The organism is Dyella amyloliquefaciens, assembly GCF_004296575.1.
Taxonomy (GTDB): Bacteria; Pseudomonadota; Gammaproteobacteria; order Xanthomonadales; family Rhodanobacteraceae; genus Dyella; species Dyella amyloliquefaciens.
Genome location: NZ_SAYT01000005.1, coordinates 638,934 through 661,192 on the forward strand (window position 1 = coordinate 638,934; position 22,259 = coordinate 661,192).

The 22,259-nt window shown below is 65.2% G+C and carries 19 protein-coding genes; 9 read left to right on the forward strand and 10 right to left on the reverse strand.

Annotated features, from left to right (window positions below; genetic code table 11):
* The first annotated feature begins 335 nt into the window (after positions 1-335).
* The gene (locus EPB08_RS14655; protein ID WP_130619826.1) at positions 336-923 is read left to right on the forward strand and encodes a hypothetical protein; all 588 of its coding nucleotides are present in this window, start codon (positions 336-338) and stop codon (positions 921-923) included.
* An 80-nt stretch (positions 924-1,003) separates the two neighbouring features.
* Positions 1,004-1,288 carry a hypothetical protein gene (locus tag EPB08_RS14660; RefSeq protein WP_130619827.1) on the forward strand — a complete coding sequence of 95 codons (285 nt, stop codon included), beginning with the start codon at positions 1,004-1,006 and terminating at the stop codon, positions 1,286-1,288.
* Between the two features lie 27 nt (positions 1,289-1,315).
* Here EPB08_RS14660 and EPB08_RS14665 read toward each other — a convergent pair whose 3' ends face one another.
* The 7 genes from EPB08_RS14665 to EPB08_RS14695 are packed head-to-tail and all read right to left on the reverse strand — an operon-like array spanning position 1,316 to position 9,081.
* A complete protein-coding gene (locus EPB08_RS14665) occupies positions 1,316-2,452 on the reverse strand; it encodes an NAD(P)/FAD-dependent oxidoreductase (RefSeq protein ID WP_130619828.1) in 1,137 nt (378 codons plus the stop codon).
* Positions 2,449-3,690, reverse strand: a complete 1,242-nt coding sequence (locus EPB08_RS14670; protein WP_130619829.1) for a dicarboxylate/amino acid:cation symporter — start codon at positions 3,688-3,690, stop codon at positions 2,449-2,451. Before EPB08_RS14670 ends, EPB08_RS14665 begins: the two co-directional genes overlap by 4 nt.
* Positions 3,687-4,478, reverse strand: a complete 792-nt coding sequence (locus tag EPB08_RS14675) for a L,D-transpeptidase family protein (RefSeq protein ID WP_425598260.1) — start codon at positions 4,476-4,478, stop codon at positions 3,687-3,689. Before EPB08_RS14675 ends, EPB08_RS14670 begins: the two co-directional genes overlap by 4 nt.
* Before the next feature lie 26 nt (positions 4,479-4,504).
* Entirely contained in the window at positions 4,505-5,362 is an 858-nt protein-coding gene (locus tag EPB08_RS14680; RefSeq protein WP_130619830.1) for a MurR/RpiR family transcriptional regulator, read from the reverse strand.
* Between the two features lies 1 nt (position 5,363).
* Positions 5,364-6,461, reverse strand: coding sequence for a dipeptide epimerase (locus tag EPB08_RS14685; RefSeq protein WP_130619831.1), 1,098 nt, complete (start codon positions 6,459-6,461; stop codon positions 5,364-5,366).
* Between the two features lie 53 nt (positions 6,462-6,514).
* Positions 6,515-7,921 (reverse strand): C40 family peptidase, encoded by a 1,407-nt coding sequence (locus EPB08_RS14690; RefSeq protein WP_130619832.1) that lies wholly within the window; start codon positions 7,919-7,921, stop codon positions 6,515-6,517.
* Between the two features lie 8 nt (positions 7,922-7,929).
* The gene (locus EPB08_RS14695; protein ID WP_130619833.1) at positions 7,930-9,081 is read right to left on the reverse strand and encodes a DUF819 family protein; all 1,152 of its coding nucleotides are present in this window, start codon (positions 9,079-9,081) and stop codon (positions 7,930-7,932) included.
* Between the two features lie 160 nt (positions 9,082-9,241).
* Here EPB08_RS14695 and EPB08_RS14700 point away from each other — a divergent pair, with 160 nt between their 5' ends.
* From EPB08_RS14700 to EPB08_RS14730, 7 genes are all read left to right on the forward strand, one after another.
* A complete protein-coding gene (locus EPB08_RS14700) occupies positions 9,242-10,723 on the forward strand; it encodes a transglutaminase-like domain-containing protein (RefSeq protein WP_130619834.1) in 1,482 nt (493 codons plus the stop codon).
* Positions 10,724-10,769: 46 nt separating this feature from the next.
* Positions 10,770-13,769, forward strand: a complete 3,000-nt coding sequence (locus EPB08_RS14705; RefSeq protein ID WP_130619835.1) for a TonB-dependent receptor — start codon at positions 10,770-10,772, stop codon at positions 13,767-13,769.
* Positions 13,770-13,843: 74 nt separating this feature from the next.
* Positions 13,844-15,127: a diaminopimelate decarboxylase gene (gene lysA, locus EPB08_RS14710; protein WP_130619836.1), complete on the forward strand. Its 1,284-nt coding sequence runs from the start codon at positions 13,844-13,846 to the stop codon at positions 15,125-15,127.
* Positions 15,124-16,344, forward strand: a complete 1,221-nt coding sequence (locus EPB08_RS14715; protein ID WP_130619837.1) for a dipeptidase — start codon at positions 15,124-15,126, stop codon at positions 16,342-16,344. Before lysA ends, EPB08_RS14715 begins: the two co-directional genes overlap by 4 nt.
* Positions 16,331-17,899 carry a serine hydrolase gene (locus EPB08_RS14720; RefSeq protein WP_130619838.1) on the forward strand — a complete coding sequence of 523 codons (1,569 nt, stop codon included), beginning with the start codon at positions 16,331-16,333 and terminating at the stop codon, positions 17,897-17,899. The genes EPB08_RS14715 and EPB08_RS14720 overlap by 14 nt, the downstream gene beginning before the upstream one ends.
* Positions 17,892-18,611: a M15 family metallopeptidase gene (locus EPB08_RS14725; RefSeq protein WP_130619839.1), complete on the forward strand. Its 720-nt coding sequence runs from the start codon at positions 17,892-17,894 to the stop codon at positions 18,609-18,611. The genes EPB08_RS14720 and EPB08_RS14725 overlap by 8 nt, the downstream gene beginning before the upstream one ends.
* A 31-nt stretch (positions 18,612-18,642) precedes the next feature.
* Complete coding sequence (locus tag EPB08_RS14730; protein WP_130619840.1) at positions 18,643-19,692, forward strand: serine hydrolase domain-containing protein; 1,050 nt, start codon at positions 18,643-18,645, stop codon at positions 19,690-19,692.
* Here the strand turns inward: EPB08_RS14730 and EPB08_RS14735 are convergent.
* The 3 genes from EPB08_RS14735 to trpE form a co-directional block, all read right to left on the reverse strand.
* Positions 19,683-19,904, reverse strand: a complete 222-nt coding sequence (locus EPB08_RS14735; protein WP_130619841.1) for a hypothetical protein — start codon at positions 19,902-19,904, stop codon at positions 19,683-19,685. The genes EPB08_RS14730 and EPB08_RS14735 overlap by 10 nt on opposite strands.
* Positions 19,905-20,025: 121 nt before the next feature.
* The gene (locus EPB08_RS14740) at positions 20,026-20,724 is read right to left on the reverse strand and encodes a hypothetical protein (protein WP_130619842.1); all 699 of its coding nucleotides are present in this window, start codon (positions 20,722-20,724) and stop codon (positions 20,026-20,028) included.
* 2 nt (positions 20,725-20,726) lie between these two features.
* The gene (gene trpE / locus EPB08_RS14745) at positions 20,727-22,202 is read right to left on the reverse strand and encodes an anthranilate synthase component I (protein ID WP_130619843.1); all 1,476 of its coding nucleotides are present in this window, start codon (positions 22,200-22,202) and stop codon (positions 20,727-20,729) included.
* Between the last annotated feature and the right edge of the window lie 57 nt (positions 22,203-22,259).

The window sequence follows — 22,259 nt, forward strand, 5'->3', positions numbered from 1 at the left end:
GGCGGCTTGTCGCGGACGCCTGCGAACACGAAATGTCGGAAAAGCGCTTCCTTGTCCTGATTTGCGGACAATTGCGAACCGTCAGGAACCCGCCTGCTGCTTTTCGATCATCAGGAGCATGGGGCCGCCAACAGGGGGAAGTCAGGGGAACCAGGCCGGGTACGACCACGAGGAGCATGCCCAGGCCTCTCCGGCCCGCCGAATGCGGCGCCGGAGCCTCCATTGTGCTCAAACCCGCGCCGCACTGCAGCAACCACGACGTTTCCTCACGCCCGACCGTGCTATACCGGCCCCGCATTTCCCTGACCATGCGTTGCCGCATGGGGAGCGAGGCCATGAAAGTTGCCATCGGGTTCAAGGCGCATTCGGGCTGGGCCGCCGCGGTGGCGGTGGCGCTGCAGGACGAGCATCCGCATCTGGTGGACCGGCGCCGGCTTTCCCTGGTCGACACCGAGATCGAAGCCTGGGCCAAGCAGCCCTATCACGCCGCCGAAGGCATGACCCCCAGCCGGGCCGAGGCCCTGGTGCAACGAGGCATCGCGGCGGCCCGGGAGGCCTCGGCCAGCAGCGTGACCCATTGGGTGCAGGAGCTACGCGAAGCAGGCCACGACATTGCCGGCGGCACCGTGCTCACCGGGCCACCGATGCCGGCCTGGACCACCACGCAGATCCTCGCCATGCACATCCGCATGCACCAGGCCGAGGGAAAGCTGTTTCCCGATGCACTGGCCGCCGCCGTGGCCGCCTGCGGCCTGCCCCTGGGCCTGATTCCGGAACGGGCCCTGGATCAGCTGGAACCCTCCGCCTGCCCCTGGGCCGACGAGATTGCGAAGCTAGGCCGATGGGCGGGCCCACCCTGGGGCGCGGACCAGAAACACGCCACCATGGCTGCACTGGTCATTTTTGGCGCCCGGCTGCACTGAAAAGGTAAGCCCCAACCCTTCACAACTCGGCAATCTTGCGCGCGCATACTGCCTTTCCGCCGGAACAGGGAGGAAACACGATGCACGTCATCGCCGAACTGGAACAACGTCTGCGCGATTCGCGCCACCTGATGGCGCTGGAGAAGGAACACCTGCGCCGTGTGCGCGAGGCTGGCCTGGACAGCTCGGACGCGGAGTGGCTGCTGGAACTGCGCCAGCGCTACATCGAGCGCCTGGAAAAACGCCAGGATCACATCGTGACGCGACGCGTGGTCGCCCACGCCAATGCCAACGTGCCCATATCCACCGTCAGCGGTGAAGAGTTGCCGGTCGCGCAGACCCGGCCCGGGCACGCGCTGCCCTGAAACTCCGTATCGCCCGGCGCCGCTCCGCTAGCGGAACAGACGCCCGGGATTGAGCATGTCAGCACTGATACCCGCTGCCTGCAGGTGCGCCGGCAGCGGGCGTCCCAGAGCGAGATGGGCACAGGCCTCGCCCATCGCGGCGGATGTCTGGATGCCATAGCCACCCTGTGCCGCCACCCAGAAGAAATCGCTGCTGCCAGGCGCGAAGCCGCCCACCAGGTCGCCGTCGGCCACGAACGAACGCAGGCCCGCCCAGGTGCGCGTGGGGCGCCGGATGGTCATGGTGGTGGCTTCCTCGATGCGGTGGATGCCCATCGCGATATCGAGTTCTTCCGGCTGTACGTCGTGGGGCAACACCAGATCGGCATTGGCCGGGCAGCCCATCAATAGGCCGGCATCGGGCTTGAAGTAGAAGGCCTCCTCCACGTCCATCACGAACGGCCAGTGCGCGGTATCCATCTGCGACGGCGGCTCGAACAGGAAGGCCGAGCGGCGCCGGGGCTGGATGCCGATGGGCGCCACGCCCGCCAGTGCGGCCACTTCGTCCACCCACGCGCCGGCAGCATTGACCAGCAGCGGCGCGCGGAAGGATTCCTCGCCCGCATCCACGAACCAATGGCCCGGGCCATGCTCGATCGTGCGAATGCCCACGTTGAAGCGAAGCTTGCCGCCCCGCGCGCGCAGCCCGCGCAGGAAGCCCTGGTGCAATTCGTTGACGTCGATGTCCGCGGAACCCGGCTCGGACAGGCCGATCTCCGCTGCCTCCGGACGCAATACCGGCACCCTGCTCCGCAACCACGCTCCATCAACCATGCGCACGCCATCGCCGAGCGGAGCCATCTCCTCGTACATCGCGTGCACCGCCTCGGCCTGATCGCCATTGCCGATGATCACGGTGCCACGCGGCGTCAGGATCGGATGATTGGCGAAGCCTTCCGGCGGACGCTCCAGGAACGGGCGCGTGGCACGCGTCAGTGCACGTACCTGGGCCGAGCCATAGGTTTCCGAAAACAGCGCGGCCGAGCGCCCGGTGGAATGCACGCCCGCATGCTGCTCGCGCTCCAGCACCACCACGCGCGCATGGGGCGCCATGAAATAGGCCACCGAGGCGCCGGCCATGCCGGCACCGATGACGATGACATCCGCGTCCGTAATCGTACTCATGCAGTTTCTTCAGCAGATTGACGCGCCACCACGCTGGTGGCGGTAAGGTCGGCAGTCACATTGCCCAGCGTGGCCAATGCATCGGGCAACGCATCGACAGCGAGCATCAGGCCCAGCGGGCCCACGGGCACACCCATCGCCTGCGCCACCGGCAAGTTGGTCGCCATGAAACTCACGGCGCCCGGCAGACCCACCGAGCCAAGACTGATCACGACAGCGAGCAACGCCGCCGCGACAAGCTGGGCTGCACCCACGTCGATGCCATAGGCCCAGGCGATGAAGCAGGCCGACACCACGTACTGCACCGGGCTGGTCAAGCGGAACAGGCTCACGGCCATCGGCAGCACCAGCGCGTTGACCTGCGAGGGATAGCCGAGGCGACGCTCCGCGCTTTCGAGCATGGCCGGCAACGAAGCGAGCGACGACTGCGTGCTGGCTGCCACGATCTGCGCGGGCACCAGCGCCGGCACGAACCGACGCCATGTCTCGCCGCCCCACAGCACGGCCACCGGCAGCATCAGCAAGGTCACCGCCAGATACAGCAGGCACTCCACCAGCACATAGATGCCCAGCGCACTGAGCATGTGCAGCCCGGCCCGGGCACACACGGCGAGGATCAGCGCGAACACGCCCAGCGGCGCCACCCACAGCACCCAGCGCACGATCACGATCATGGTGTCGGCGATGGCCTGGAAGAAATGGATCACCAGCTGGCGCCGCTCGGCATCGATGCGTGTGAGGCCGAAACCAAAGAACAGTGCGAACACCACCAGCGGCAGCATCGCACTCTGCGCCGCGGACATGATCGCGTTGGAAGGCACGATGCCGTTGAACCATTCCGCCCAACCCACGCCGGTGGTTGCCGGTGCTGCATGCGTGGCGACCGCGCTTTCCAGCGCACGGGTCAATTCGTCGTTGTGCGAGAACAGCGAGAACAGGCGGGGGGCCGCCGCCGCCGCGAACAACGCGCCGCCGACCAGGATCAGGATGAACGCCACGATGGCGCGCCGCGCGATGCGCCCCGAGGCTGCCGCATCGCTGGCCGTATTCACGCCGACCACCACCAGCGCGAACACCAGCGGCACCACCGTCATCTGCAATGCGTTGAGCCACAGGCGTCCTAACGGCTGCACGGCATCCGCCACCTGCGCCGCATGGTCGGGCTGCCACGCCGCCAGCGCCAGGCCACCCATGGCGCCCAGCGCAAGACCGATCAGTACCCTCGTCGTGGCGCTCAAGGTTGCTTGCCCGGCGCGGGCAGATGCCAGGTCGCAGCAAGCCGCCGATAGGCGTCCTGCGGCAACAGCACGAACACCGGGTGGTCCTCGGGCTTGAGCCACGCCAGCAATCCACGCATGGCGGACTCGGGCATCGCCGTGCAGCCAGCCGTGGCATCGGTGGGCGACTTCCACAGGTGGGCGAAGATGCAACTGCCACCGCCCGTCTTGCCCTGCGGGTTCTGCTCGATCACGAAACCCAGTTTGTAGCGCTGGTCGCCATCCAGGTGCAGGTCGCGACGCATCGGTTCGCTGGAACCGGCCACCGCCTTTTCGCCGACCTTCTTCGCATCGACGATCTGGTTGTAATACGGCGAGCCATCCACGTCGACGCACCAGTCGCTCATCTGCATCGCCTGGTAAGGCATGCGGGTGTCGGCGTGATCGGCATAACCGAATACCTGCCCGATGCGAAATACACCGGCCGCGGCGCGACCATCGCCCTCATGCTTCTGCGGGCCATCGGATTGCGGTCCGCTGAGCCCCACTCCCCACGCGGCACCCGCGCGACCGACGGTGACGTCCTGTGCCTCGCCCGCCGGCTTCCACACATTGCCGTCGCGCTCATAAGCACGCAACACGCCATGGTCGGCGCTCCAGTCCGGCGTCACCACCAGCACCATCTGCGTCGAGCTTTGCCAGGCGGCGTCGGCCTGCGCAGCGGTAGCCTGTCCGGCAACACAGGTCGCGGCACCGACGCCCAGTACGAACAGGGCGTGAAGTAGGGAATGGCGATGCACAGGCTTCATGGGACTCCGGACTCGATACGAAGTGACTACGATTCCAGCACCTGCTGGACGCGCTCCAGGTTCGCCAGCAACTGCACGTGACGCTGCTCGTCGCCTTCGCACAACTGCACGAACACACGGTCGAGCAGATGCTGCAACGCTGACTGGTACAGCACGGGCTGGAAATACGGTCGATCGTCGTGCGCCGATACCAGCAGCGCGAGATCGGCCAGCGCACGCAACGGATTGGACGTGTGGCGCGTGACCGTGATCAGCAGGCCGCGGCGCTCGCGGAAGAACCGCCCGATCTTGCACAGCGCCGGATGGCTGCCCTGCTCGGAAAACACCAGCAGCACATCCCCTTCGCCCGCGGCGGACACGCTCGCTGCCATGCGCGGCGCGTCGAAGTTGTGCACGCTCGGGATGCCCAGCAGCGACAGGCGCAACGCAAAGCTGCGCGCATAGATGTCGTCATCGCCCAGGCCGATCATGAATACCTTGCCCTTGCATCCCGCCGCGGCAATGGCATCGGCCACGGCCTGCAGGGTTTCGGGCGGGTTGATCAGGCGGGTCTCTTCTTCCGCCTCGGACTTGCGGCGCCACAAGTGGGTCGCGCGCAGATCATGCTCGCCTCCATCCGCTTCTGGCGACACCTCCGTGGCGTCACCGTTGTCGGCGCGTGCGATCGCCTCGCCCACGGAGTACTTGAGGTCGGGATAGCCCTTGAAACCAAGCTTTTGGGTGAACTTCACCACGCTGGACTGGCTGATGCCCAGCGCATTGGCCAGCTGCTGCGAGGAGTAGTCGCGCAGCAGCTGGGCGTTTTCCAGGATGAAGTCGGCGATGCGCCGCTCGACCGCCGACATCTGGTCGCGTTCGGAGCGGATTTTCACCAGCGGTGACATATCAGTCGGGCAACCTTTCCAGGCCACGGATCTCCCGGATTCCCAATCCGGGCGCCTCGGTGACCGAGATCTCCGACTCGTTGAAGATCACGCCCCCGTCAATGGGGTTGTACTGGCACAGCGAGGGGCCGTCCAGATCCACCTTGGTGATCACCGCCGACTTGGCCACCGCCACGTGCACCGCGGCCGCCACGCTGATGCTGGTTTCCAGCATGCAACCAATCATGCACTCCACGCCGTACATCGCGGCGATGTCCGCGATGCGGATGGCGTTGGATATGCCACCGGTCTTCATCAGCTTGATGTTGATGATGTCGGCGGCGCGCATCTGGATCAGGTCGATCACTTCCATCGGACCGAACACGCTTTCGTCGGCCATGATCGGCGTATGCACGCGCTCGGTGACGTAGCGCATGCCTTCCAGGTCGCGCGCCTTCACCGGCTGCTCCACCAGTTCCAGCCGAACCCCTGCATCTTCCAGCGTCTGCAACGCATAGACGGCCTGCTTGGCGGTCCAGCCCTGGTTGGCGTCCAGGCGCAGCAGCGCGCGGTTCTGCACCGCGGCGTAGATGGCCTTGACGCGCTCGATGTCGACGCCGATGTCCTTGCCCACCTTGATCTTCAGCGACTCGAAGCCACGCTCCACCGCACTGACCGAATCGGCCACCATCTTGTCGATGTAGTCCACGCTGATAGTGATGTCGGTGGTGATCACCGGATCGCCACCGCCCAGCAATTTGTAAAGCGGCGCGTTGTACAACTGGCCCCACAGGTCGTAGAGGGCGATTTCCACCGCGGCCTTGGCGCTGGTGTTCTTTTCCATCGAGCTCTGCACCAGCTGGGTGAGCCGGTTGAGGTCGGCGATGTCCTGGCCCATCAGGCGCGGTGCGATGTAATGGCGGATCGCATCGACGATCGACCCATGCGTGTCACCGGTGATCACGGCCGTGGCCGGCGCTTCGCCGTAGCCCACGTGGCCGGTGTCGGTGTGCACCATCACCACGATGTCTTCGACCGTACCTACGGTGCGCAGCGCCGTCTTGAACGGCGTCTTCAAGGGCACCCGCAGCATGCCGAACTGGATGTCGGTGATCTTCATGACGCTCGGAGGCTTCCTGTCTTCGAAAGGGAGAATGGGGTTGGCGGCGGCCATCACGGGCGGATGTGCACGATGCTGGTCATGCGGTCGACATAGCTGTGCTTGCTGTCGAACATGAGGGGCAGCAGCGGCGTCACCGACACTTCATTGAGCTTGACCCGGCGCATCGTGCCGTTGCCGTCGAAGTAGCTGATGCCGCCCGTGTCATGGATGACGTAGGGCTCGCCGTTGAGCTTGCCGATCACCATCATCACGTGGCCGGGGATATAGACCAGGTCGCCGACATTGAGCGCCAGCGCCGCCTTCATGCGCGCGTCATGGCTGTCCTTGTCGGTGAACGCCTGGTGCGTCAACGCGGGACTGATCGCCTGCTTGCTGGTGTTGCGCGGCATCTGCACGCCCAGGCTGCGATAGACGTCCGACACGAAACCGCTGCAATCGCGCCCGTCGTAGGCATGGCCCCAACCGTAGCGCTCGCCCAGGAACTTGAAGCCCTGGCGGATGATGTTGGCCTCGGTCAGCGGCAAGTAGCTATCGCCGGTATCGGCCACACGCTGCACCAGTGCGGGCGAGAACGCGAGCTTGCCCTCGGCGCCCTGCAGCGGCAGCTCGACCACGTGCGAGGCGTACGGCGACTGGCCGTTCACCGGCTGGTCGGCCGGCTGGTCGGCCAGCACCGGCACGGCCACGCCCATGTCCAGTTGCAACTGCGAGATACCCGGCTGCTCGGGGGTGAACACGGTGGCCACGTTGTCGCCGGTGATGATGCGCACCGGCGTCTTGCCGGCATAGCCGAACACTTCGGCAGCCGAGCCTTCCGCCACGTTCTCGCGGCGCGTCCAGGCGGCATAGCGCGGGCTCACCACGAACAGCCACTGGCCGTCACGGCTTTCATGCGCGATCACCATCGGCGTACCGGGAAATTCCGCGGTTTCCTGAAAGCGATCGATGTCGTGGTCGTCGGTCGAGGTGAACACCCGCTGGTCAGTGGGGAACGTGCGCAGTGCGGCACGCTGCACCACCAGGCCATAACGCGTGGACTGCTGCGCCGGCACCCTGTCCAGCGCGAGCTGGCCGGTGACCTCCTGCTTGAGTGTGGCGGCTACCGGCTTACCGTTGACGTCGAACAGCGGCTTGGAAGGATATTCCGACAGGTCCCTGATCCAGCCTTCCACTTTCGCGCGATCGAGAGAGGCCGGCAGCGCCTTCAGGTCATGCATGGAAGGATCGATCTGCAGCAACCTGGCGTTCTGCGCCTGGATCGCCGGTGTGTCGAGCAGCACGCGATCAGGCTGGGCCAGCTGCTTGATCCAGAATTCCGGAGTGAGCATCGCGTTGTTGCTGATGCCGATGACACCCGAAGGCGGCACGGGAACCGCGTCCGGCCCCTTGCCGGCGATGGCTGGCGCGGCAGCGAGACTGGCGGCGAACACGAAGGCAAGGCTGGGCTTGAATCGCATGATGACTCCTACGCAATGGCCAGCGACGACATCACCGACGCCACCAGCAGACCGAACGCGGTACCGAGGATATAGCCCAGCAAGGCCAGCAGGATGCCCACCGGCACCAGCGTGCGCGAATAGCTGGCGGCAAGGATCGGCGTGGCGGCCACGCCGCCGATGCAGGCGAGCGAGGAGATGCCGCACAGATAGAGGTCGAAGTGGAATACGCGGGCCGCGAGCGCGAGCAGCAGCGCGTGGATCGCGATGATGCAGACGCCGCACATCAGGTAGAGCGGCGCCGAGCCGATACCTTCGAAATTGCTCTGCGAAGCCAGCACCGCCACTACGCTGATCAGCATGGCGCTGGAGATGGTGTTGGCACCCGCGAAGCGCGCCAGCGGGGTCTGCGCAGCCACCAGCCCAATGCCGGTGGCCAGCATGATGGTCCAGGTGGTGGGCGACACCATGTCGGTGGTCGGCAGCCGGTCGGCCAGCCACGCCGAGATCGCACCCACCAGCAACGCCATGCCCAGCCACAGCAGCACGTTCTCCGGCGTGGTCGGCCCGTGGCTGCGGGTCTCCTCCACCACCATGTCCGCGCTGGACTTGGCACGCGTCCAGCGATTGAAGCTAGTGGCCAGCCGGCCCAGCCCGAACAGCACCACCACCCACATGGAGTAGCACAGGGCGTCGGTGAGCAACGACATGGCCAGCAGCCGATCCGGCATACCGATGGCCTGTTTCACCGCCACCATGTTGGCCGTCCCGCCGACCCAGCTGCCAGACAGCGCCGCCAGGGGCTGCCAGGCGTTGCCCGCCAGCCAGTAGCGAAACATCAGGAAGGTGGCGATGAAGGCCACGAACAGGCAGACCATCGTGACGAAGAACACCGCGAGAACGCGCGGCCCCAGCCGCAGGATCGCGAGCAGGTCGCAATTGATCATCAGCAGGAATAGCAGGGCCGGCACCATGTGCCCGATCAACATCGTCTGCGCGCCACGGATCTCGTCGTTCACCTGCCACAGGCCGGTCACCGCCAGCGCCGTGACCAGCAGATAGGTCAGCACGATCGGCGGCAATACCTCGAAAAACCGCCATTTGAAGCGCCTTTCCAAGGCAGGAAACAGTCCTGCCGCCAGCAACATGACAGCGAGATAAGGCCAGGCCGTGTGGATCATGCGTCCCCTCTGGTTCCCCTGATCGCCTGCCATGGAATATCTAATTCAGGCAGGTTTCGATTGAAGCATAAATTATTGACCGTCGATTGCAAGCGTGCTACACAACGACGGTGTCGCCATTTCTTGCGAGGGGAGTGCAGTGAAGATGGCCAGGAGTTCCATGTTCTTGCGGACCCGACGCGCCCTACCGGCCGCGCTCGCTCTCGTCTGTCTGCTGGCTGTCGGCGCACCCTGCGCATCGACCGCCCCATCGCCCGTGCAGCATGCCATCGCGCTCATCGATGCGGGGCAATTCAACTCAGCGGAAACGGACATTGCGAAGGCGCTGACCCAGCCAGGCCTTCCGGCAGGCACACGCGATGGGCTGTTGTTCCAGCGCGAGCGCATGCGCCGCATCCTGATCGACTTCACGCTGGATGCGGATGCCGCCAAGGCACGCATCCGCAAGCAGGTGCCCGACCTCAGCGACGCCGAGTTCACCCGCTGGGACCAGCAGGGCCTGCTCGAGCACATGGTGATCGATGGACGCACGCTCTACTTCAAGCGCGCACCCAACAACCTGTTCCTGTTGAGCAAGGAAGCCGCGGCACGACGCAGCAAGCCTGCGCCGTCAAGCGACGACCCGATGGAAACGCTCAACGAGCACCATCGTGCCGCGCGCACCGAAGCGCTCGCCACGCACCGCAGCAGCGTTACGCCAAACCATGTGCGCGTGACCGAGACGGTCACCGTCGATGCGGACGCGGTGCCTGCCCGTGAGACCATTCGCGCCTGGCTGCCCTTCCCGCGTGAACTGCCGGGGCAGCAGGAGCAGGTACGACTCGTCGACAGCCAGCCGACCGGCGCGAGCGTGGCGCCAGCCTCCACCATGCAGCGCACCGCATACCTGGAGAAGAAGGCCGAGGCCGGCAAGCCGACGACGTTCGCGGTCACCTACGAACTCACCATCTACGCGCAGTACCACGACATCGACGCCAACACGGTGGTGGCGCCCAAGCTCACGCCCGAGCTGAAGCCCTTCGTGGAGGAACGCGCGCCGCACATCGTGTTCACCGATGACCTGCGCGCGTTCTCGCGCAAGGTGGTGGGCAACGAGACGAACCCGTATCGCATCGCGCAGAAGCTGTTCGCCGCCGTGGACCAGATTCCCTGGGCCGGCGCACGCGAGTACTCCACCATCAGCAATCTCAGCGATTACACCCTGCATGCCGGCCACGGCGATTGCGGCCAGCAGACCATGCTGCTGATCACGCTGCTGCGCCTCAACGGCATCCCGGCCCGCTGGCAGTCGGGCTGGATCTTCTCGGACGGCAAGTACAACAACATCCACGACTGGGGCCAGCTCTATCTCGCGCCCTACGGCTGGGTGCCGATGGACGTGACATTCGGCCAGCTGCATCCGGAGCATGGGGATGACCCCGCGCTGCAGTGGTTCTACCTGGGCGGGCTCGATGCCTATCGCATCGCCTTCAACAGCGACTTCAGCCAGCCCTTCGTGCCGGCCAAGCAGCACTTCCGCTCCGAGACCGTGGATTCGCAACGCGGCGAGCTCGAGTGGCGTGGCGGCAACTTGTACTTCAACCAGTGGGACTACGACTTCACTTGGCAGCTCCTGCCCGTGCCTGAGCGCACCGGCGGGTAAGCGGCTTTTACATCAACGACGGCAAGAACCGGGGGAGAACGGGGAGATGGGCAGTCGTAATTTTCGCAGGACCGTGCTGTGCATGGCGCTTGGGCTTGGATTGAGCTCGATGGCCGTGCCTCCGGCACACGCAGGTAACAACGACGGCACGGTGGTAGGACACACCGAAGCCGGTGCGGTAGTCACCATCAACAACACGCAGACCGGGTTCTCGCGCACGGTCACGGCGGACGCCAAGGGCAGCTACCGCATTCCGTTCCTGCCGGTGGGCGACTACGTCCTCACCGTCGCAAAGGATGGCAAGGAGCTGACGGCGCCCGCCAACGTCACCGTCACGCTGGGCAATGCCACCACGGTCAACCTGGGTGGCAATGCGCAGAACCTCGAAGCCGTGAACGTGACCGGCACGTCGATCATTACCGCGGTAGATGTCACCTCGACCGAGTCGGCCACCAACATCTCGCGCGAGGAGCTGCGCCGCCTGCCGGTAGACCAGACGCTCGCCTCCGTGGCTCAGCTCGCGCCCGGCGTGGTGAAGGGCGCATCCTCGTTCGGCGGCCTGTCGTTCGGTGGTTCGTCGGTGGCCGAGAACGCCATCTACGTGAACGGCCTCAACGTCACCGACTTCTACAACCGCAACGGCTATTCCGAGGCACCGTTCAACTTCTACCAGGAATTCCAGGTGAAGACCGGCGGCTACTCGGTCGAGTTCGGCCGCACCACCGGTGGCGTGATCAACGCCGTGGCGCGCTCGGGCACCAACGAGTTCCACAGCGGCGTGGAAATGACCATGGAGCCGGGCGCATGGCACTCGGAGGCGGAGGATCGCTACGACAGCAGCGGCAACCGCTACCTCACCGCCAGCAAGGACCGCGATTCGTTGATGAAGACGAACGTGTGGGCATCCGGCCCCATCGTGAAGGACAAGCTGTTCTTCTTCGCCATGTACGAAGCGCGTGGCGAATCGCCCCGCAACACCAATGACGAAGGCACCGCGCTTACCAGCAACCGCGCCAACCCCAACTTCTGGGGCACCACGATCGACTGGCGCATCAACGACAGCAACCTGCTCTCGCTGATGGCCTTTTCGGACAAGGACAGCAACGTCGGCTCGGTCTACAACTACGACTACGACACCGACACCGTCGGCGCCAAGACCAACGAGATCTACACCGACACCGGCGGCAAGAACTGGTCGCTCACCTACACCAACTACTTCACCGACAACCTGTCGATGAAGGTGCTGTACGGCGAGAACCGCCGCGAGTCGTTTACCCGTTCGCTGGCCGACATCGAGTGCAACCACGTCGCGGCCGAGAACGCCGTCGCCAAACCGGGCGTACCGCTGGGTTGCACCACCAGCACATCGGTCTCCAAGCGCAATGACCTGCGCAAGGAAGGCCGTGTCGACTTCGAATGGAAGCTGGGCGACCACCTGTTGCGCTTCGGCTACGACCATGAAGACGACGATTCCGATTATGCCCGCCACTATCCCGGCCCGGGCGCGATCTACTACAACGTCTACGCCGCCACACCGGGCTCGTCGATCCCGAACCCGAACGGCGGTGGCGTCATCCCGGCGGGCTACAACGGCTATGTGCGTGCACGCCGCTACGAGATCTCCGGCAACTTCGATACCACCAACAATGCCCTCTACCTCGAGGACAACTGGCAGGTCACCCCGACCCTGCTGTTGAACGCCGGCATCCGTCGCGACGGCTTCGACAACATGGACTCCGCCGGACACAGCTACATCAAGATGGACAACATGTGGGCGCCGCGCTTCGGCTTCTCGTGGGATCTGAAGGGTGACGGCACCACCAAGATCTACGGCAACCTGGGCCGCTACTACCTTCCCGTAGCCAACGTCATCAACATCAAGCAGGCCGGCGGCCTGCTGGACGAGCGCACCTATTACGCCTTCGGCGGCTGGCAGACGCTCACCGACGCCAACGGCAACCAGTACGCCATGCCCATCCTTGGCCCGCAGCTCGGCGGCGTGGATACCTCACAGGGCAACGGCACCGTGGGCGACCTGCGTTCGGAAGTGAACAAGAACATGGACCAGGTGTACCAGGATGAGCTCATCCTGGGCTTCCAGCAGATGATCGACGACAAGTGGTCGTGGGGCGTCAACGGCACCTACCGCAAGCTGCACAACGCGATCGACGACATGGAGATCAGCGCGACCGGCAAATGCGGGCCGGACGGCTATATCGGCTGGGTGATGGGCAACCCGGGCAAGAAAAACACCGTATGGGGCGACACCAACTGCGACGGCACGCCGGACGGCTGGGTCACGGTGGACACGTCCAAGGAAGGCTGGGCGATGTACGACGCCGACGGCAACTACCTCGGCCAGCGCGGCTGGGTGAAGCCCAAGCGCACGTACACCGCGCTCGAATTCCAGATCGATCGCGCATGGGATGACAAGTGGGCTTTCAACGCCTCCTACGTGCTGTCGTGGAATCGCGGCAACGCCGAGGGCCCGGTCAATTCGGACACCGACTTCGATGACACCGGCCGCACCGAGAACTTCGACAATCCGTGGGTGAACTTCGGCGGCAACGGCTACCTGCCCAACGACCGCCGACACCAGATCAAGATGCGCGGCACCTACGCCATCACGCCGAACTGGCAGGTGGGCGGCGATCTCAATGTGGCGTCGGGCGGCCCGATCACCGGCTTCGGCGTGGGCAACCCGTACGACGACACCAACTACCACAGCTACTTCATCTGCGTAGCCAACTGCGACTCGCCGGTTTCGGAAGACCGCGTGTACCAGTCCTCGCCGCGTGGCAAGTACGGCCGCATGCCATGGACCTACAACCTTGGTGCCAGCCTCACCTACCTGCGGCCACTGGGCGACAAGGGTCAGCTGCGCGTGAAGTTCGCCGTGTACAACCTGCTGAACGAGCAGCAGACCATCGCGGTGGACCAGGACCTGCAGACCACCATTTCCAACAGCACCAGCTCCACCTTCAAGCAGCCGCTCCGCTTCCAGCAGCCGCGTTTCGCCCAGCTCACCGTTTCGGTGGATTTCTGACTTGACCGTCCCCACCGGCAGCCCACATCGTGTGGGCTGCCGTTTTTTTGAACGCGGACGACGCCTACCCAACCATGAACAAGCCCTCCGAAGCCACCCCCCGGGACCATCGCGCCGCGCCACGCTTCGACGGGGTCGACCTGCAGACACTGGCCGAGCGCTTACCTACCCCGTTCCACGCCTATTCGGCCAGCGCCATCCGCGATCGCATCAGCTCGCTACAGCGAACCCTGCATGGGGTGGATGCGCTGATCTGTTATGCGGTGAAGGCCAATTGCAGCCTGGCCATCCTCAGCCTCATGCATGAGCACGGCGTGGGCGCCGACATCGTGTCCTCCGGCGAGCTGTGGCGAGCACTGCGCGCGGGCATACCGCCCGAACGCATCGTGTTTTCCGGCGTGGGCAAGAGCGAGCAGGAAATTCTCGAAGCGCTGGCTGCCAACATCCTGCGTTTCAACGTGGAGTCCCACGACGAGCTGCTGACCCTGCAACGCCTGTCCGCATCGCGAGGCATCACCGCACGCGCCTCGGTGCGCATCAATCCGGACGTGGATGCCCTCACCCACGCCAAGATTTCCACCGGCAAGGCCGAGAACAAGTTTGGTGTCAGCATCGACGAGGCCCGGCGCTGGTTCGCCGAGAAGGCCACGCTGAGCCATGTGCAGCTCGACGGCCTGCACGTGCACATCGGCTCGCAGATCCTCAGCCTCGATCCGTTCCGCGAAGCCTTCAAGCGCGTGGCCAGCTTCTGGCGCGAACTCGAGACGGCAGGCCACGCCATTGCCAGCATCGACGTCGGTGGCGGCCTGGGTGTGCGCTATCGCGAAGGACACGATCATCCGGTGGATGCCGCGGCCTATGTCAGCGTGGTTCGCACCGCGCTCGACGGCTTCACGGGCCGCCTGCTGTTCGAGCCGGGCCGCTACCTGGTCGCCGAGGCCGGCGTGCTGCTCACCCGGGTCATTCGCATCAAGCATGGCGAGCAGCGCAAGTTCCTGATACTCGACGCCGCGATGAACGACTTGCTGAGGCCGAGCCTGTACGATGCCTGGCATGACATCGTGCCCGTGCATGGGGAGACACGAGCGATGACGGAGTACGACATCGTAGGTCCCGTCTGCGAGACAGGCGACACTTTCGCCCGCGGCCGGGCCATGCCCGAATGCGCGGCCGGCGACCTGCTGATGATCCGCACCACCGGCGCCTACGGCGCCTCCATGGCTTCCACTTACAACTCGCGACCGCTCGCGGCCGAAGTGCTGCTCGATCGCGGGAGCTATGCCATGGTGCGCCAGCGCCAAAGCTTCGAAGACATGATCGCCGGCGAGCAGCCGGCCCGACACTGGGAGACGGCATGAAGGGCTTGAACATTCTTGGTAGCGCGATCGTCCTTGCACTGGCCTTCGGCGGCAGCGCGTCCGCCGCCCAGCAGGATCCGCCGATCACGCTGGATACCCATGTCGACATTCCCTTTGGCTTGATGCACGAGACGCGCTTCGACGTCGGCAAGTCCACGCCGTTGCAGGTGGATCTGGACAAGATGAAGCGCGGCGGCCTCGATTCGGCCTTCTTCATCGTCTACGTCGAGCAGGGCCCGCTGACGCCGGAGGGCTACAAGCATGCGATGGACGAAGCGAAGCAGAAATACGACGCCATCGACCTGATGGTGCGCACCTACCCCAACCGCATTGCCCTGGCCACTTCGCCGGCACAGGTGCGCGCCAACAAGGCAGCCGGCAAGCTCTCGGCCATGATCGGTGTCGAGAACGGCTATTCGCTGGGACACGACATCAAGAATCTCGACGCGGCCTACAAGCGCGGCGCGCGTTACGTGGGCCTCGCCCATATGGGCAACAACGACCTGTGCACCAGTTCCACGCCGGAAGCGAGCCTGGGCGACACGCCGCTGCCCGAGTACGGCCTCACCGACTTCGGGCGCGCCGTCGTCAAGCGCGACAACGAACTGGGCATCATGGTCGACGTGTCGCACTCGTCCGACCAGTGCGTGCGCGACGTACTGGCCGTGTCCACGGCGCCCGTCATTGCCTCCCATTCGTCGGCGCGCGCGCTCGATATCCATCCCCGCAATCTTTCCGACGAACTGCTGCGCGCCATCGCCGCCAAGGGCGGTGTGATCCAGGTGGTCGCCGTGCAGGATTTCATCCGGCTTGACCCGGCTCGCGAACTCGCCATCAAGGCGCTGCAGGCCCAGGTTGCCAAGCAGGCTGGCGACAAGGAGTTCGACAGCGAGAAGCTCGAGTACCTGCCCGCCTACATTGAAGGCATGAAGCGCATCGATGCGGCGCTACCGCCGCCAACCGTCGACGATTATGTCGCGCACATCAAGCACATCGCGGAGGTCGCGGGCATCGATCACGTAGGCGTCGCTTCGGATTTCGACGGTGGCGGTGGTGTCGCCGGGTGGAACGACGCAACGCAGACGCGCAACCTCACCGCAGCGTTGCGGCGGGCAGGCTTCAGCGACCAGGACATTGCCAAGATCTGGGGTGGCAACTTGTTGCGTGTATGGGGCGAAGTGGAGCAGCACGCCACGGCCGGTCATGCGAAGCGCTAAGTCCGCAGCCGCGGGATGGCTGCGCGCAGGGCGCGTTGCCGTCGCGCTTGTAGGTGCGGTGATCGCCACTTCGGCGATTGCCGCCCAACCAGATCCCAAGCTCGACGCCATCGTCGATACCGTAGCGGCCCGCTATCACCTCGCCGGCGTGGCGGTGGGCGTGATCGATCACGGCAAGGTCGTCTATACCCATACGAAAGGGGAACGCACGGCCGGCTCGGGCGAGGCCATCGACGCGGACACGCTGTTCAAGATCGCCTCCAACAGCAAGGCGATGACCAGCACCCTGCTCGCCCGCCTCGTGCAGGAAGGCAAGCTGCGCTGGGACGACCCGGTACGCAAATACCTGCCCGCATTCCGCATGAACGATCCCTGGGTCACCGAACACATGCAGGTCGGCGACCTGCTCACGCATCGCAGCGGCCTGCGTGAAGGCGCGGGCGACCTGATGCTGTGGCCCGAGCCCAACGCGTTCACGCGGGAGGACATCCTCCACGGACTTGCCTACCTGAAGCCTGCCTACAGCTTCCGTGCGGGATACGCGTACGACAACCTGCTTTACGTGATCGCGGGCGAGGTGGCTGCTGCGGCAGGGCATGACCGCTATGACGCGCTGCTGCGTCGCGAAGTGTTCGGGCCGCTCGGCCTGTCACGCTGCCAGATCGGCCGCTGGAATCGCGATGCCGTCGGCAACGTTGCACAGCCTCACGCACGCGAAGACGGACGCACCGTGGTCGTCAATGCGGACGATGCCATCGTTCCCGATATCACCTCGGCCGCTGCGGGAGGCGTGCGCTGCAGTCTCAATGACATGCTCACCTGGGCGCACAACTGGCTGACACCCACAACCACGCAGCTTGCCTGGCTATCACCCGCGCAGCGGCAGATCCTGTGGACGCCGTATACGCCCATGCCGATCGCGAAGCTCCGTCGCGAGTGGGATGGCACGCGCTTCTATGCCTACGGCTACGGCTGGCGGATCGCCGATGTCGATGGCGAGTTCACCGTGTCGCACACGGGTACGCTCTCGGGCATGTATTCGGCGATGGTGCTGTTGCCAAACCGGCAATCCGGTTTCGTGGTGCTGATCAACAGCGAAGCCGAAGACGCACGCACCGTACTGATCGAGACGCTGACCAAGCACTTCACCCAGCCCGCCGATCCACACGACGTGAACTGGTACGCCGACCAGCTCGACGCTGCTGCGGCAGCACCCGAACACAAGGCACCCGAACCCGTGTCGCAACCGGCGACCGTGAAGGAACTCGGCGCCCAGCTCGGCCAGTGGCGTGACCCATGGTTCGGCACGATCAGCTTGTGCCCGCGTGATGGTGCGGTGCGCTTCACCGCCACCAAGTCGCCTCGCTTGGTGGGCACGGTGATGCGAGCCGGGCAGCGCTACCTGGTGCACTGGGACAAGGGCGAAGTCGACGCATGGATGGACTTCCCCAAGCATCCGGGCGAGCCGATGCACATGAGCAAGGTCGACCCGGCTGCCGATTTCAGCAACGACTTCGAGGATCTCTCCTTCCATCGGGAGCGTGCCTGTGAATAGCGCCGTTAGCTCCACCCTCTTCCTTGCCGCCCTGCTGTTGGGCACAGAGGCGACGGCGGACGGCACGCCGACGCTGTCACCTGCAAAGACCGCCGCGCAGGCGGGTCTGGTGGACATCCGCCAGCTCGCCCCCGACATCGCCGAGGACATCAAGTACGCCGGCAGCGACAACTTCGTGGGCACGCCGGTGGATGGTTATCTCGCACCCAAGTGCTTTCTTCTCAAGCCCGCGGCCGAGGCGCTGGCGCGCGTGGAGCGCGATCTGCGCGCACAGCATCGCCGCCTGCAGATCTTCGACTGCTATCGCCCTGCACGTGCGGTGGCGCATTTCGTGCGCTGGGCAGGCGACCTTTCGGACCAGCGCACCAAGCCCGAACATTATCCCGACCTGGACAAGCGTGCCCTGCTCGGTGACTACATCGCCCCGGTGTCGGGCCACAGCCGCGGTGCGACGACCGATCTCACCCTCATGCAGTGCGATGCCCATGACACGCACTGCAAGCCGCTCGACATGGGCACCTCGTTCGATTACTTCGGCACGCTGGCGAACACCGAATCGCCGAAGGCGACGTCCGCACAGCATGCCAACCGCGAACTGCTGCGCGCCGCGATGGAACGCGAAGGTTTCCGTAATTACTCCATGGAATGGTGGCATTACACCCTGACGCCCGAGCCAACCCCCGACACGATCTACGACGTACCCGTGCAGTAACCATCTACCTCCGATGACAAGGTTCGTACCGATGCGCACGTTCGCCTTGCTGTGCTCCCTGCTGCTGTGTGCGGCCAGTCACGCCGCCTCGACCGACACGACCGGCATCGCCGCGATGATGAAGGCCTACCAGGGCGACGTGCCCAGTGCGTCACTGCTGGTCATCAAGGATGGCAAGGTCGTGCTGCGCAAGAGCTACGGCCTGGCTGTCGTCGAGTCGCACGAGGCCGCCACGCCCGACACCAACTACCGGCTTGCGTCAGTGAGCAAGCAGTTCACCGCCGCGGGCATCCTGCTGCTGTCGGAACGCGGCAAGCTCTCGCTCGATGATCGCGTACGCCGCTGGCTGCCTGAACTCAACGCAGCGCACGACACCATCACCATCCGGCAGCTGCTCGATCACAGTGGCGGCCTGATCGATTACGAAGACCTGATGCCGGCCGATGTCACCGACCAGATCAGCGATGCCGGTGTGCTGAAGTTGCTTGCCGCGGAACCGCGCAGCTATTTCGCACCGGGAACCTCATATCGCTACAGCAACGGCGGCTACGTGCTGTTGGGCCTGATCATCGAGCGCGCCTCCGGCCAGACGTTGCCGGATTTCCTGCGCCAGCACATCTTTCAGCCCCTGGGCATGACGCACACCCTGCTCTATCAACGCGGCGGTCCGGATGTGCCACATCGCGCCTACGGCTACAGCGAAGAGAACGGTCACTGGGTGCGCACCGACCAGAGTTCCACCAGCGCCACGCGCGGCGACGGCGGCATCTATTCGTCCATCGACGATATGGCGAAATGGGACGCCGCGCTCTACGACCACCGCCTGCTCTCGGACGCCTCGCGCAACGCAGCCTTCAGTGCACAGAACAAGGTGACAGGCGAGGAAGACGTCGACAGCTACGGCTACGGCTGGCGCATCCACGGCGACGTGCGCTGGCACTCGGGCGAGACCATGGGCTTTCGCAACGTGATCATCCGCTGGCCGAAACAGCATCTCACCGTGGTGATGCTGACCAATCGGAATGATCCGGAGCCGTATCACATGGCGCTGGCGATCGGGCAGCGATTCCTTCAGCCGTAAGCCACCAGGCCGGGCAGCACCAGCAGACAGGGCTGGTCCATCACGACACGCGTGCCGCGCCGAGTCCGCGATGCTTCCCGTTCGGCAAGGTGCGTGGCGAACTCCACGGCGTCGAACAACAACGAACGACGCCCCGTGGGCCGGCCATCGCGCAGCACGGTCCACATGCCGTGCTGGCGCGCAAGGACATATTCGACGGGGTAGACGCTCATGGGAAATGCCGTATTGCGGGATTTCCTACAAGGCTAGAGGTCACCCTCTGGCAACAACATCAGACTTTTCCGAAAACGGCGAACGGCCAGGACCGATAGTCAGAGAGGCGCGCTTGCCGGGTCAGGGGCCAAGCCGGGCGGGCGCGAAGTCGAGCACCTGCGACGTATAGCTTTCGACCACGAGGCTGAAAGGCCGGTTGTCCTGATCGAACAGCACGGCGCGGTGCTCCAGTACATGTCGCGGAATGTCCAACGCGCCGCCCTTCGACGCAGGCACCGGCGCACCGCTTTCCCAACCCTGCGGCAGCGGCGACCACAACAGCTCGGCCGACAGGGTCTGGCGGCGGAAATGCAGCGGCTGCACCACCTTGCCGAACGGCATATCGGTGGAGTCCAGCTCGTGGTTCATGGCGTCGGTGAGGCGCGAAGGCACGTACCAGTTGTCGGCTTCGGACAACACGCGATCGCCGCAGGCGAGCTGCACGCGGCGATAGCGCACCAGCTCATCCGGACCGATGGCCAGCTGCTTGCGCGCGTCGTCAGGCAGCGGCTTGTCTTCGCCACGCACCCGCTCCGCCACCACCTTTGCTTCGGGCGCGAGGTGATGCGCGCCACACCAGCGTTCCAGCGTCAGCGTTGCGCTGGGATGGCTCAGCAGGTCGGCGTTGAGCGTCTGCAGCAGCGCCAGCACTTCGATCCGCGAGGTGGCATCGTCGCTCCACGGCGCCTCAGGCGTGCGGGCGGGCGCCGGTGTCACCAGCAGGCTGCCACCCAGACCAATCGCGCAGGCCGCAACCGCGCCTCGACGGATCGCGCGCATGCTCACAAGCCCTTCGCAGCCTGCGCCACGGCGCGGAACAGCGCGCGGCCCTTGTTCATCGTCTCCTCCCACTCGGAGGCGGGATCGGAGTCGTACACGATGCCTGCGCCGGCCTGGACGTGCAGACGTCCATCCTGGATCACCGCCGTGCGGATCGCGATGGCGGTGTCCGCATCGCCCCACCAGCCGATCCAGCCGATCGCGCCGGCGTAGATGTTGCGCTTGTAGGGCTCCAGCTCCTGGATGATCTCCAGCGCGCGGATCTTCGGTGCACCACTGAGCGTGCCCGCCGGGAAGGTGGCCTTGAGCACGTCCATGTAGCCCACGTCAGGACGCACGTCACCCTGCACCTGCGAGACGATGTGCATCACGTGCGAGTAGCGCTCGACCACGAAGGATTCGCTCACCTCGACGCTGCCGGTCTCGCTGATGCGGCCGATGTCGTTGCGTCCGAGATCGATCAGCATCACGTGCTCGGCGCGCTCCTTCGGATCGGCCAGCAGTTCGGCTTCCAGCGCCTGGTCTTCCTCGTCGGTGGCGCCGCGCTTGCGCGTGCCGGCGAGCGGACGCACTACCACCTTGCCGTCCTTGAGGCGCGCCAGGATTTCCGGCGAGGAACCCACGATCTGCGTCTGCCCCAGGTCGACGAAGTACATGTACGGCGACGGGTTCAGTGCGCGCAGCGCGCGGTACACATCTACCGGGCGCGCATTGAAGCCCACGCTCAGGCGCTGCGAAGGCACCACCTGGAAGATGTCGCCGGCGCGGATGTATTCCTTCGCGCGCTCCACCATCGCCTCGAATTCCTCCTTGGTGAAGGAGGACTTGAAGTCGCTTTCATCCAGCGCCGTGCTCTGGTTGAGCTGCGGATACGACACGCCGCTCTGGCGCAGTCGGTAGACCAACGCATCGAGGCGGCGCTGCGCTTCGGCGTAGGCGTGCGGCTGCGACGGGTCCGCGTGCACGATCAGGTACAGGCGGCCCTTGAGGTTGTCGAATACGGCCACTTCTTCGGCCAGCATCAGCAGCACGTCGGGCGTGCCGAGCTCGTCCGCGCGATCCCACTGCGCCAGGCGCGGCTCGATATAGCCGATGGTCTCGAAGCCGAAGTAGCCCACCAGTCCGCCACTGAACGCGGGCAGCTGCGGCAGGCGCGGCACGTCGTACTGCTTGCGCAGCACTTCGATCTCGCCCAGTGGGTCTTCGACGTGGCGACGCTCGGTCACTTCACCGGCGTCCTCCACTTCCAGCTCATGCCCGCGCAGCCGGTACACGCGCTTCGCCGGCAGGCCGATGATCGAATAGCGTCCCCAGGTGGCGCCGCCCTCGACCGACTCGAACAGGAAGGTATACGGGCCGTCGGCCAGCTTCAGGTACACCGACAGCGGCGTGTCGAGATCAGAGAACACCTCGCGCACCAGCGGGATGCGGGTATGGCCCTGCGCTGCCAGTGCGTCGAATTCGTCGCGGGAAATCACGTGGGGAGTGTCCGGTTGGGCGAGCTTGAACGGCCATTGTAGGGGCCCTTCGCGGCG

Coding starts and splice junctions, on each gene's coding strand:
- EPB08_RS14655 (WP_130619826.1), top strand. CDS start 336: ATGAAAGTTGCCATCGGGTTCAAGGCGCATTCGGGCTGGGCCGCCGCG.
- EPB08_RS14660 (WP_130619827.1), top strand. CDS start 1,004: ATGCACGTCATCGCCGAACTGGAACAACGTCTGCGCGATTCGCGCCAC.
- EPB08_RS14665 (WP_130619828.1), bottom strand. CDS start 2,452: ATGAGTACGATTACGGACGCGGATGTCATCGTCATCGGTGCCGGCATG.
- EPB08_RS14675 (WP_425598260.1), bottom strand. CDS start 4,478: ATGAAGCCTGTGCATCGCCATTCCCTACTTCACGCCCTGTTCGTACTG.
- EPB08_RS14680 (WP_130619830.1), bottom strand. CDS start 5,362: ATGTCACCGCTGGTGAAAATCCGCTCCGAACGCGACCAGATGTCGGCG.
- EPB08_RS14685 (WP_130619831.1), bottom strand. CDS start 6,461: ATGAAGATCACCGACATCCAGTTCGGCATGCTGCGGGTGCCCTTGAAG.
- EPB08_RS14690 (WP_130619832.1), bottom strand. CDS start 7,921: ATGCGATTCAAGCCCAGCCTTGCCTTCGTGTTCGCCGCCAGTCTCGCT.
- EPB08_RS14695 (WP_130619833.1), bottom strand. CDS start 9,081: ATGATCCACACGGCCTGGCCTTATCTCGCTGTCATGTTGCTGGCGGCA.
- EPB08_RS14700 (WP_130619834.1), top strand. CDS start 9,242: ATGTTCTTGCGGACCCGACGCGCCCTACCGGCCGCGCTCGCTCTCGTC.
- EPB08_RS14705 (WP_130619835.1), top strand. CDS start 10,770: ATGGGCAGTCGTAATTTTCGCAGGACCGTGCTGTGCATGGCGCTTGGG.
- lysA (WP_130619836.1), top strand. CDS start 13,844: ATGAACAAGCCCTCCGAAGCCACCCCCCGGGACCATCGCGCCGCGCCA.
- EPB08_RS14715 (WP_130619837.1), top strand. CDS start 15,124: ATGAAGGGCTTGAACATTCTTGGTAGCGCGATCGTCCTTGCACTGGCC.
- EPB08_RS14720 (WP_130619838.1), top strand. CDS start 16,331: ATGCGAAGCGCTAAGTCCGCAGCCGCGGGATGGCTGCGCGCAGGGCGC.
- EPB08_RS14730 (WP_130619840.1), top strand. CDS start 18,643: ATGCGCACGTTCGCCTTGCTGTGCTCCCTGCTGCTGTGTGCGGCCAGT.
- EPB08_RS14735 (WP_130619841.1), bottom strand. CDS start 19,904: ATGAGCGTCTACCCCGTCGAATATGTCCTTGCGCGCCAGCACGGCATG.
- EPB08_RS14740 (WP_130619842.1), bottom strand. CDS start 20,724: ATGCGCGCGATCCGTCGAGGCGCGGTTGCGGCCTGCGCGATTGGTCTG.